The sequence below is a fragment of the Sphingobacterium sp. ML3W genome, assembly GCF_029542085.1.
GTDB lineage: Bacteria > Bacteroidota > Bacteroidia > Sphingobacteriales > Sphingobacteriaceae > Sphingobacterium.
The window spans coordinates 3646809-3658891 of record NZ_CP107036.1; the positions used below are offsets into that span (position 1 = coordinate 3646809).

Sequence of the window (12083 nt, forward strand, 5' to 3'; positions counted from 1 at the left end):
ATCGGTATATTAGATCATAAATCTAATATTTAACAAAATATCAGAAAATATATCTATAACAGATACAGTGTATATTTTTAAACCAAAAAATAATCTATGCAATTCGATGAAACAGATAAGAAATTATTGCAATTTCTACAGGAAGATGCCAAACAAACCAGCAAAGAGCTTGCTTATAAGCTCAGATTATCTGTAACGGCGGTGTATGAGCGTGTGCGCAAACTCGAAAACACAGGGGTAATCTCCAAATATATTGCCCTCCTCAATAAGCACAAGATTGCCAAGGATTTTATGGTGCTCTGCCATGTCAAACTCACACAGCATAAAAAAGAATATATTCAGCAGTTCGAGCGCGAGGTGATGGATTTACAGGAAGTCACTGAATGCTTCCATGTCAGCGGCGACTATGATTACATCCTAAAAATCTGTGTGCGCGATATGGAAGACTACCGCCATTTCATGCTGAGTAAGCTGACCTCACTACAGCATATTGCTAGTACACACAGTTCATTTATGATAGCTGAGGTAAAAAACACATTGACCATTCTCATTTAAACAACCTATTAAACGAGAAGGTACTGCCAAATCCATGTATTATTAAACCAATACGCCATTCTTTGATGCGATCGGCTCGGGCAGATTTTCTTCACCCATCATTTGCAATAAGTCAATCTCGATCGTCCGACAGATCGACAGCATCGGGATATCAAACATCAGTCCACCAAATGGATTTTCGGTATAATCCCCGACCAGCTCCATTACAATATAGATCCATCCGATCACCACACAAAAAGGAATACTTGTCCAGATTCCCCAATGACCCAACTTGGCAAATTCATTGACCAGCCCTAAGGGTAATAGCATGATCAAGATAACATTAAAAACAAATGCCGTACTTGCAAACTGCCTTGGCGAGGGAAACTTTTTGATCCGCTCGGCTTGCCCCTGGTAATCATAGAATTGATTGAGGCTATTCTGCAATTGCGTTTGATTAAAATCCGAGATTATCCCATCATTTTTTAAGGCATTGATATCTTTTGCCTGTTCGGCATTTAAATAAGTTGCAAAGTTTCTATAGCTTGATTGCAATGCAAATTCCTCCGCCGAAAGATATTTATGTAAAAAAATAGGTGTACGGCTATAGTCCGGAAAACCAGCCTTTATTAAACGATGCCTTTTTACGTTCAATGCCCCAATATGTCTCTTCAGGCTGATGTGCTCCCATTCGGTTGGTATCAAGAGCTGTTCACGCAGTTGATATAACCAGGCAATATGACGATAGGTTATTTTTTTCCTGAATTCTTCCAAATTTTGCTGATCCCCTTGTTCGGTATTAAAAGCATAAAGCATAGATACAAAGGAACGGCTAGAGTTGACGATCCCACCCCATATCTTACGTGCCTCCCATAACCTATCATAAGCCTGGTTATTTTTAAAACCCACATAAAAAGCCTCTGCTGTACCAATCAGTGCCAGGGGAACCCAAGGAATGATCATCCATTCCCATTGAAAAAAATAATAAACGACAGCAACAAGAGAACACCAGGCTGTCAGCCAGATCAGGTGTACCCCAGCAAGGTTAAAGATCTGTTTGTAATTAAAATATTTTGTTGTGATCATAAAAGGTATATGTCATTAAGGCCTTCCAATATCAGTTAAATCAAAAATCCTTGTTTTTCAAATTGCTTGACCAATTTTGCAGCATCTCTTTCAGCCTCGTTCTCCTCCACCTCATAATTATCCAACAAAACGGCTGTTACACTTTCGACATTAAATTCCTTTCCCTGCAGTTCCAACCAGATCTGTACAGCGGTCTCATTAAAGGTATACACCTTAGAAGCATCCAGTTGATCTTGCCCTGGATAGACTAGAATATGGTCATCGCCCAATTTGCGTAATTGTAAATCTCCTCTAAGTTTCATCTGGCTATTCTTCTTTTTATTTCTATGACATTCAAACCGTCTGTTTGGTTTGTCCTATTACGAAAAAATATATACTTATCCAATGAATTCGAATGGCATTTTCGTCTCCAAGGTGGCTTTCTATCAAAGATAGAAAAGACAGTGGAAAATACAGCACTCGATTTATTATATTATCATATCCTGCAATAAAAAAATTGAAATGGAATAGTGGATAACATAAGTTAACAATTTTATTAAATATATCGGCAATTTTTAAAAGTTATCTGCAACCGCTATTCTATAGGACGGTTATACCCTGCGAATGACCTAAGAAAAAAGCAAAAAATGGCTGCAGGAGATTACATGAATCTTCCGCAGTCTACAACTTATCTATTTCCTTCCCATATTTAGCAAGCGGTCTGCTAACATGAATATTTATAAAATATTAAAACCATTATTTGTATTTAATCTAAATAAACTTATATTTGTCCCGCTTTGAAAAACTTATACTCCTATAAAGCTGATTGGCAGGAGCATAGTTAAACGATCCAATCATATGTCATTATAAAAACATACATAACGCTAATAGCATGCTCAAGTCAACCTACATTTTTTTCCTCTCGGTATTTTTCCTTACCTCCGTTGCGCAAGCTCAAACATCCTTTTCAGGGTATGTGAAAGATGCCTTCGGAAAAGCGATCGAAAGCGCCACCATTACCGTTGTCGGCACCAACCTCAGCACATCGACTGATATAGATGGTTTTTACAAATTAAAAATAGATTCTAAACAGAACCTTAAAATTGAGGTGACCTCTGTTGGTTACATTACGCAAACTATCCTATTGAAAAGTAATGAAACGTACAAAGACTTTCAGCTCAAAAATGATGAACATATGCTGGAAACTGTCCATGTAAAAGGGCAAACGGAAAACCAAAAAAAAGTCAACGAAATAAAAAGATCAGGATTCAATGTGAGTGTTGTTGACATGAACCGATATGCCAACCAAACCGCCAATGTGAGCCAAATTCTTCGTACAGCTCCCGGCGTGACCTTTCGGGAAGACGGTGGACTAGGCTCTAATTTTGTCTTCCGTATTAACGGTCTTGCTGCCAAGATCTATATAGACGGTGTTCCGATGGATGATTTTGGGTCTGCCATGTCCTTAAATAATATCCCGGTCAATTTGGTCGATCGAATAGAAATCTATAAAGGGGTTGTTCCCGCATTTTTAGGATCGGATGCCCTCGGGGGAGCCGTCAACATCATTACCAAACAACGGAATAGACATTTCCTTGATCTCAGCTATAGTTATGGCTCCTTCAATACCCACCAGGCATCTTTAGTTGGTATGTATACCAATCCTAAAAATAAACTATCTGTCCGGACAAATGCTTTCTACAACTATTCGGACAATGACTACAAAATGTATACAGAGGAAAAGTACGGTATCGTTTTTGAAAAAGTAGTAAATAATAAATTCGTACCTATTGATGTGGTGAGACGCTTCAATGACCGCTATTATTCGTCTATGGCCCAAGTTGAGATAGGCCTACGCGACAAAAGCTGGGCCGATCAGTTTTTCGTTGGTCTGACTTATTCCGGAAATAATAAACAAAATCAACTCGGCGCCACGATCAACAAACCTTATGGTGGCGACTGGCGAGAATCAGCTTACATCATGCCTACCCTGAGCTATAAAAAGCAAAATTTCATTATTGACAGATTATATGCTGATATCTACGCAAACTATGGCTTTGACATCACCCGCAACAGAGATACTGCCCAATATAACTATGAATGGACCGGCAATCCGATCAGCAACCCAAATGGTCAGAACAGACGAAAGGAGATCTATAACAAACAGAACACCAATAGTGTACTTGGAAGGATAAATCTAAACTATGACTTCGACGAAAGTCGCAACCATAGTTTGAACCTCAACTACAATGTCAGTACCAATTACCGTAAAACTTTTGATGAAATAGCAAACAATAGTACCTCAGGTTTGCCCAAAAACATGGTTAAGCATATCGCAGGACTAGCCTGGCAGAGTCAATGGTTGGATAAACGATTGGTCACCAATATTGCGATCAAATACTACGGCATAGATACCGATCAACAGGTTGATCAGCGTAAATTCGGCGATAACAATGAATTATTGAGTGGTGCAATTATCACACAATCAAAATATCTAGGTTATAAAGGTTATAGCCTCGCTTCCCGTTACAGGATCTTCAAAGATGGCGGGGTTAAATTCTCTGCCGAGCGAGCTTATAATATGCCCGAAATGATTGCCATTTATGGTGATGATCAAAATTATGTTTCAAATTGGGATCTCAAGCCTGAGCGCAGTGATAACCTCAACACGGGTTTTTATTATAATACATTTTTTAATGAAAACCATTTTATAAATCTCGACGTTTCGGGGTTCTACCGCTTGGCAAAAGATTATCAAAATGTACGTATCGTCACCCAAGATGAACGCGACAAATTTCAGTACTACAATATTCCGGGGGTAAAAATATATGGTGGAAGTTTCGAATTTCGCTACGGCTATAAAGATATCATCACAGCCGCATTAAATGGAAGTTATGATAGAGCCATCGATAATCAGAAATTTACCAACGAAACCAGTCAGGAAGTTAGCTTGTCTTATGGCTATCAAATACCCAACCGTCCTTGGACATACGGTAATCTAGATCTTGGTTTTGCTCAAAATGACTGGTTCAGCAAAGGGAGCCGTACACAGTTTAACTGGACGACCCAGTATACCAAATGGTTTTATTTAAGCGATAGCCATCTTGGTTCACTCGCTTCCAAAAATTATATTCCTACCCAAATTGTTCACTCCTTGTTAGTGAGCTATTCATGGAACCGCAACCGATATAATATTTCAGGTGAGGCCCGCAACATCTTTGATGAACGCGCTTATGACAACTTTCGTCTCCAAAAGCCCGGAAGAGCATTTTACGTAAAATTTAGAATATCAATATTATAATTCATCAAACACCATCAATAATCATGAAGAAAAATAGACTATTTGGCTATTGTGCATTAGCAGGACTATTACTATCCTCCTGCAAAGATAGCCCGAGCATCCCCGAAGTTACAGAAACTATACCATCCACATATTCTGTCTGGGTGGCTACGGCCAATGGATCGTACCTGTTGACAACCGATAAAATCATGAAAGATACCTTATTATCGCCTGCAAATAATAAAGGGGTAGACATCACGGGCAACCTGCCGCAAGCACGATATGCAGGTTATGCCTATATATTCAATGGCTACTATTACTTATCCAATGACGGAACCCGTTTTAGTAAACACCAACTGACAGACAACGGACAATTCAAAGAGGTTGATAATTATGCTTTTCCAACCGATTTCTATTTAGGGAAAGTCGCAGCCCAGTTTAGCAGCACGGAAGAAATTGTTTTTACGGGAACAGGAGCGAGTGATGCAAACTTGGAGAAAAAAGTATTCGAAAAGGACATCTACTTTATGAATACCAAGGATATGACGATCTCAAAAACCTTAAAAGCGCAGATTCCACTGTTGGATTACACAGTTTACAAACCCGATGGCAGTGTTGATCCGACGATCCTCAATGTCACCAGTATGCGCATTGGCGGCGGAAAGGCATATTTTGGTTTCTTCTATTATAACTACGATTACAAACCGATAGACAAGAAAGCTTACGTCTATATCTGCGATTACCCAAGCATGCAAAACGGTCATGTGATGAGCGACGACAGAGCGAGTTATGTAGCGGGCCACTGGCAAAGAGAGAATTACTCCTTCCTGGATGATAACAACAATCTATATATATTGACCCGTGGTAAAACGGATGGTACATATGCGCTGATGCGTGTCAATAATGGTCAAACTCAATTTGATAAAAACTATCTATTTGACCTAAAAGACTACGCGGTAAAAGGTGGTGACCTCGCTTGGTTGGGTGAAGGAAAAGCATACATCAGACCTTATGTGATCGATGTAGCCAATAAAAGAATTGTAGCCAACCTAGCTGAAATGACAGGTGGAGATCCAACGACAACAATCAACCTGATCGAAAACGGGAATCTGTATACTGCTGTAAAAACCCCAGCCTCAAAATGGTTTATTTACGAGTATAATATTAAAAATAACACCGTTAAAAAAGGTGCTGAAATTGATCCAGGTGTAACCCAGGTATATCACATCAATAAATTAAAATAAGATAGATTGCAAACGCAGTGTAAAAATCCGCTCCAGATAAGGGGCGGATTTTTTATGTAATTAAAACTAAAGCCTTCCCTACTGAGGGGAACTATTTTTTTCATTTTCTTGAAATGTACTAATATTGAAGTTCCAGGACCGGTTTGTTTGCCGCAGCTTCTTTACTGCTAAACGACATGTCATTTGTAGAGGAAACAGCACCTGTATTGAGAAATAGAAATGATACTTTACGATCGGTACCCGTGAGCAGTCTATTAATGGCATTCGTCACGTCAATGCTCTGAAGACCGTCCCCCGAAACAACAATCTTCCCAGCCGATACTGTATCCATTGGTGCATTATTCCAATTGATGGTATTTTCCAGCCAGGAACTGGTACCCGTCGTATAGATATTGATTGCACGCTGTGGTGCCGTGTTGACCCCACTGACATACATTTTTAAGACCGCCAAACTTACCTTCGGTCGCGTAACAGCAGCGATATCAAATTTTACATATGATTTGCGGGCATAAGATACCGCATCAGATTTTACGATCAGATCCGGCGATGTCCCATAATTGACACCAGCATAAGTACCATTGCGCACATAGGCATCGGCAAGACTACTGCCTGCTAGTGAAACTACAGCATGTTGAAACGCACCGACATCTGGATTACCCGCAGGTAAAACATTGCCTACAAAATCTTTTCCGCCATTGCCAGTGATAAGTATCCCCGCATTGCGGACCAGTGAATTGGGATCCACATCATAGCCCTTGGCAATATCAAAGCCCGTTCCTGCAACTGGATTTAAGAACGCGGGATCTGTATAAAAGCTATTACTCTGCACCGAGGTTCCCCAGTTGAACGCGGTAAATATATTGCCGGGGTAAAAATTATTGTTGTTGAACCTTGTCTGATTTGTCAATGGAATCGAATTGCCGGCATCGTTTCTGGCTAGAGCCAAACCTGTAGCCGATGGTGCTACATAAAAAATATTATTTGAGTAGGTACCATACGGAGCACTATGGAAGATAGTCCCCCCTGGATTCTTAATGTAGAACACATTATTATAAATCTGGTGATTGCGGTTTGTACTACCATTAAAAAGAAACAGTTTTTTCTTACCACTAGTTCCGATATCATTGACACTGACATTATAACGTACTGTAATATTCTGCGAATTGTACATAAACAGCATAAAGCCGCCGTTGTTGTCATGCGAATAATTATATTCAAAAACATCACCATTAGTCGGGGAATTGGCATCATAGCCATCAGCGTCGAAGGCCATACCATCATTGGCGCCTCCACCGGTCAGCCCATAGACCTCATTATAGGCGACTACGGTATTCTTGCTCTTTACGGTCCAGATACCTGCATAGTTATAATTGGTTGTATTCATACAGGCTTTATAGACCGTATTATGAGTAATCTTGCAACCTCCCGTCGCTCCGGCCATGATAATGCCATCGCCATAGATATATTCCAGCAGATTATCGTCAAACAGTACATTGGTTGCTGTTCCGGTAGTGCGTATACCGGTGACTGAGGAATTAGCAATATGGCAGCTTTGCACCAATACATTGCTTACGGTGCCATCAATAATAATACCGCCGGTAGCTTTTTGAAAATTCGGCTGATTATCAAACGCAGCATTTACATGGTGGATGTAACAGTTCTTTACAGCAATGTCAGTACCACCATTTACCCTGATTCCGGTTGCTGCATAACTGGTTCCGCTTGGCACCATATTGGTCAATTCCAGATTATTAACTTCGACATATGATACCTTATTTAAATATAGCGTATTGGAACCATTTCTTTTCCCGCCACCATTGATAATGGGCCGTGTCTCACCATCGTATTTGTCGAGCACAATAGCCGCTCCACTGGCTCCAGAACTTTTGATATGCAGGGTATCATTCCATACGGCACCACTCTTGAAAAGGATCCGATCTCCAGGACTGAACACAGAAGCATTAATTTTGGCTAGGGTCTTCCATGCCGCTCCGGCACTTGTACCAATACTGTCATCGCTACCGGAAGGGTCTACATAGTAGGTAGCCCCCAATGTCATGCCATTGACAAGAGCCTTTGCTTTAAGTACATCATTTGCAACGAGCCTGTCGGTTTTCTTGCAACTTAACAAGCCTAGCAGGCCAATTGAAATCAGGATAATAGATTTTCTCATAATTTTGGTTTAAAATTTTATCGTAAGGATTATTCATTAACGCTTAACACATAACGTTTGAAACTGCAAATTGTCCTAAACTATTTTCAAAATTATTTATTTTTCCTCCTGAACCGTCCACTCCACTTGTCATTCATTCCATGATCGAACCTACTGTCCCCTGCAACAGTTTGCTTTCAATCCATAAGCGAAAATAATTTCAGCAAACAGACAAAAGTGCTTTGTAAATAAAGCTGAAACACGCTACTTTTACGGTAGGTAAAAGCGAGAACATGAATTTTATTGACGACATCCATCCCATCTTATTTTCCATTATTGTAGGTGGTATTATTGGACTCGAGCGGGAGTATCAGCTGAAATCTGCTGGATTAAGAACCATGATATTGGTTACATTGGGGTCCTGTATGTTTACTATGCTCTCGTTGAGTCTGGGTGGACCAGGGAGTCCCGACCGTATCGCCGCCAATATTATCACCGGAATAGGTTTTGTAGGCGCAGGTGTCATCTTTAAGGAAGAAAACCGTGTATCGGGGCTCACTACGGCAGTCACCATATGGATCTGTGCCTCTCTGGGCATGACCATTGGCGCAGGCTATTACAAAGAAGCAACGATTAGTTCCATTGCAGTGTTTTTAATGTTGATTGTCTTTAAATACATTCAGAATATTATCGATCGGATCAGCATGCGCTATACCTATGAGATTACCCTTCCTTATGATGAGAGAGCGTTAGCAAAATATGAAGAGATCTTCAGGCAACATCATTTAAAAGCAAAACGTGGTAAACAGATCCGACGTGGTGGAAAATATACCGTCATCTGGTATGTACAGGGCACTACCCAGAATCATGAAAATTGTGCAAAGCTACTTTTCAACGACCTGACAATTGACGAGTTTAAATTCTAAATCTTTTATCCCCTGGCTTTGGCGAGGCTATTGATTTTAGAATTGACATGTTAACGTTATCCTTTTCTATCTATAATTTCTGAGCCAAGCAATAATTTTCTTCAACAATACTATTTTCGGGAGACGTGTATGAAATAAAAAGGAGGTTGTCACTTCACACTTTGGACAACCTCCTTTTATTATTGTACTAGGCTATTAATCATACCCTAGATGACTTACTAAAGTTGCAAATCCAACTCCTGCTGTTGTTGGTTTCTAAAAAGGACAACCTTAGGTTGATCGGCATGCACATATTTTTTAATAGCTTGCTGCAAATCTGTTAACTTATCGATTTTCTCACCTTGATAGTTGAGGATAACATCCCCTACCCGTAAACCGCTCTTATAGATTGTGCTATTTTCATCCAATTGAAGAACCAACACACCGGCAATCGATGGAAGTCCAGCGGCTGACTGTTCGCCCAATGTTTCAACAGATTTAAAGTTTCCACCTTTCCAAGCCCACTTCACGCCCTGTTCTTTTGTGTCTTTTTGGATCAGCTGTGGTATCTCCGGACTGGTAGCAAGACTTTTCAGTCTTTTGCTGGTCACACCGAAATGCAGCATATCAAAATTTTTAAAACCTTGGTTTTTCCAGTTCTTCAATCGGAAATCGCCAAGAGTAGGTGCAACAAAATTCATTGCAACAACACGACCATGTTTTTCTATACCTTTAGCCTGATCTTTTTGAAGATCTTCTTGCCGTGCATAAATATTGTAGTCCACCTCATCTCCCCAGTACTTCACCTGAATATCTTGATGAGCATGCATCACAATATTATTGCGAAAGACATCGTGGCTATTTTGGAACCAGACATGTGGATGGAAACCATTGTTGAGCATCACATTATTATATACTTTGCGGTAAAAGCCCTCCCGCAATTTTAATCCACCGCTTAAACAGAGATTGTTGTAGATTTCATAGTTGGAAGATCCATCATCCAAATCAATATCCCAACCGTGGTCACAGCGAAAACGGTTATCGTGAATTTTGGTTGTTTTGACCGCATCCATTAAGATCAAGTTTGGCTGAGCCGCTGTCAGCTGATCCATCTTGTTTCGATCAGGATGCCAAAAACGATCACGTCCCCAAGAGTTAAACGCGCCGTGGTCGCTGGTCTCCAGTACCGTGCTAAAGACATCATTGTAAGCGATCTCATGACCGCCCCAGGTACCATCGCCAACATTGATACCAGCACGGGGTACATTGTAAATGGTATTGTGCAAAATACGTAAAGACTCAGCCATGGAGACCTGCACACCGGCGACCTGTTTTTCGATCAATCCGATAGTGTGAATCAAATTGTCACTGGCTTCACAATCCATGGGGTAATTATTACTTTTAGGCCCCTTAACGGTATCCATCTGACTGAGTGGAACAAATTTCTCATAGCGAAAAGCGGGTGAGCGTACTGCCTCAGGATCGCCCACAAAGTTGATGGCACTGGCACCGATCTGTTCAATACGGTTGCCACTGATTTTAACGCCACGGTTGTAATTGTTAACGAAGACTGCATTTCCTCCCAATTCGATAAAATCATTGGCACGAATAACACAGTTTTCAGCACCTTCGATCTTCACCGCTCCTTGACGATAGATGGTCCAGTCACTACGCAATAGTGGCTCGGCCGTTTTCATAAAAGTAGCTGCCGTATGCATAAAGCGGATACCGCTGACTTCGATATCCTGCACTGGATTGCTGGCAGATCCAGCAATCGTAATCAAATTTTCCAACTGCGGCGCCTCAAATTTCAATTGATTGGGATCCTTACCTTTGGATGGCATATAATATAGGGTCGCTGTCTGCTCATCCAAATACCACTCTTGCGCGGTGTCAAGTTCTTCAACTATATTCTCGACATAGCGATAGGTTTCATGCATTGGACTTGGTCGGTTATTTTGCTCACCACCTCCAAGTTTAACCTTTGATGCTCCATCTTTTCCGGTAATACGATAATGGAATCCACCCCAACGACCCGAATGTAAAGCATGGACAATACCTCCTGTTGGATTTTTCCAGGTCGCAACACGCTCCGGACTTAATGCATCAGCAGCATAGCCCTGAAAAGGTAGTACGGATGCATCATAATTTGGATAACGCGCCCTCACGAGATGTGCATCGTTTGCATAAAGGCTTTGGAAACTCATTCCTGCGGGGATTTTAGTTTTCCATATGCCTTTTTCTCCTTGTTCCCATTTCAAATCAAGAGGTTTGGCTCCGCTGAGGATGACTTGCTTTCCGTCTGCTGCTTTGATACGCAAAGGTTGCTTTTTTGTACCTGAAAATGCCGCCGATAATTGAATCGGTTTGTCCAGATAATAGGTGCCGCCGGTAAAGATAATTTCAATACCTGTTGTCGCTTTTCCCTGTTTGGATTTTTCAACGGCTTTTAAAGCCGCTTCGGCTGTAGCAAAAGGACGCGTTACTGTTCCCGGATTTTGGTCACTGCCCTTTGTACTGATGTAAACACGCTTGATCGTACCGGACTGTTGCGCTTGTGTTGTAAAAATAGGTGCACAGCTCAGACCAATAAACAATAATTTGGGAACTAGACTTGGTTTTATCTTCATAATTTTAATATTTCATTTGGTTATAGTTTGGTCAATCTTAAAATAAATTTAGCTACTTATGATAAAGACGTCGAATAAACGAATTTGTCCCTATAAATCCGTTTATTTTAATTATTTTATTTTTAGAGGCCGCCTATGCTGCGGACCTTTTCTATTTAATTTTTGCTCTTATCTCCCATTGTCTCTTTTTAACTATTCAATTTTCAGAAGGCTCATTTTCTCCTTTTGAACAGCTTGTTGTTTCATATTCCTCTAATTGTCCAAGTTAGTTTG

The 12083-nt window shown here is 40.6% G+C and carries 8 protein-coding genes; 4 read left to right on the plus strand and 4 right to left on the minus strand.

Annotation, left to right across the window (positions count from 1 at the left end):
* Window positions 1-96 precede the first annotated feature (96 nt).
* The gene (locus OGI71_RS15525; RefSeq protein ID WP_282250146.1) at window positions 97-555 is read left to right on the plus strand and encodes an Lrp/AsnC family transcriptional regulator; all 459 of its coding nucleotides are present in this window, start codon (window positions 97-99) and stop codon (window positions 553-555) included.
* Between the two features lie 42 nt (window positions 556-597).
* On the opposite strand, the gene OGI71_RS15530 is transcribed toward OGI71_RS15525, so the two are convergent.
* Complete coding sequence (locus tag OGI71_RS15530; RefSeq protein ID WP_282250147.1) at window positions 598-1620, minus strand: bestrophin family ion channel; 1023 nt, start codon at window positions 1618-1620, stop codon at window positions 598-600.
* Window positions 1621-1655: 35 nt separating this feature from the next.
* Window positions 1656-1922: a PqqD family protein gene (locus tag OGI71_RS15535; protein WP_223585120.1), complete on the minus strand. Its 267-nt coding sequence runs from the start codon at window positions 1920-1922 to the stop codon at window positions 1656-1658.
* Window positions 1923-2491: 569 nt separating this feature from the next.
* On the opposite strand from OGI71_RS15535, the gene OGI71_RS15540 reads away from it, so the two are divergent.
* Together OGI71_RS15540 and OGI71_RS15545 are read left to right on the plus strand one after the other, a co-directional pair.
* Window positions 2492-4900: a TonB-dependent receptor plug domain-containing protein gene (locus tag OGI71_RS15540; protein WP_282250149.1), complete on the plus strand. Its 2409-nt coding sequence runs from the start codon at window positions 2492-2494 to the stop codon at window positions 4898-4900.
* 23 nt (window positions 4901-4923) lie between these two features.
* Window positions 4924-6123 carry a hypothetical protein gene (locus tag OGI71_RS15545; RefSeq protein WP_282250150.1) on the plus strand — a complete coding sequence of 400 codons (1200 nt, stop codon included), beginning with the start codon at window positions 4924-4926 and terminating at the stop codon, window positions 6121-6123.
* 118 nt (window positions 6124-6241) lie between these two features.
* Here the strand turns inward: OGI71_RS15545 and OGI71_RS15550 are convergent, their stop codons facing one another.
* Window positions 6242-8296 carry a DNRLRE domain-containing protein gene (locus OGI71_RS15550; protein ID WP_282250151.1) on the minus strand — a complete coding sequence of 685 codons (2055 nt, stop codon included), beginning with the start codon at window positions 8294-8296 and terminating at the stop codon, window positions 6242-6244.
* Window positions 8297-8568: 272 nt separating this feature from the next.
* Here OGI71_RS15550 and OGI71_RS15555 point away from each other — a divergent pair, with 272 nt between their 5' ends.
* On the plus strand, window positions 8569-9201 hold the full coding sequence (locus OGI71_RS15555; protein WP_282250152.1) for an MgtC/SapB family protein: 633 nt from the start codon (window positions 8569-8571) through the stop codon (window positions 9199-9201).
* Window positions 9202-9419: 218 nt separating this feature from the next.
* Here OGI71_RS15555 and OGI71_RS15560 read toward each other — a convergent pair whose 3' ends face one another.
* Window positions 9420-11810 carry a PDZ domain-containing protein gene (locus OGI71_RS15560; protein WP_282250153.1) on the minus strand — a complete coding sequence of 797 codons (2391 nt, stop codon included), beginning with the start codon at window positions 11808-11810 and terminating at the stop codon, window positions 9420-9422.
* Window positions 11811-12083: the final 273 nt, after the last annotated feature.

What these genes read in the sequence shown, in the direction of transcription:
- OGI71_RS15525 (WP_282250146.1), top strand. Translation starts at nt 97, where the DNA reads ATGCAATTCGATGAAACAGATAAGAAATTATTGCAATTTCTACAGGAA.
- OGI71_RS15530 (WP_282250147.1), bottom strand. Translation starts at nt 1,620, where the DNA reads ATGATCACAACAAAATATTTTAATTACAAACAGATCTTTAACCTTGCT.
- OGI71_RS15535 (WP_223585120.1), bottom strand. Translation starts at nt 1,922, where the DNA reads ATGAAACTTAGAGGAGATTTACAATTACGCAAATTGGGCGATGACCAT.
- OGI71_RS15540 (WP_282250149.1), top strand. Translation starts at nt 2,492, where the DNA reads ATGCTCAAGTCAACCTACATTTTTTTCCTCTCGGTATTTTTCCTTACC.
- OGI71_RS15545 (WP_282250150.1), top strand. Translation starts at nt 4,924, where the DNA reads ATGAAGAAAAATAGACTATTTGGCTATTGTGCATTAGCAGGACTATTA.
- OGI71_RS15550 (WP_282250151.1), bottom strand. Translation starts at nt 8,296, where the DNA reads ATGAGAAAATCTATTATCCTGATTTCAATTGGCCTGCTAGGCTTGTTA.
- OGI71_RS15555 (WP_282250152.1), top strand. Translation starts at nt 8,569, where the DNA reads ATGAATTTTATTGACGACATCCATCCCATCTTATTTTCCATTATTGTA.
- OGI71_RS15560 (WP_282250153.1), bottom strand. Translation starts at nt 11,810, where the DNA reads ATGAAGATAAAACCAAGTCTAGTTCCCAAATTATTGTTTATTGGTCTG.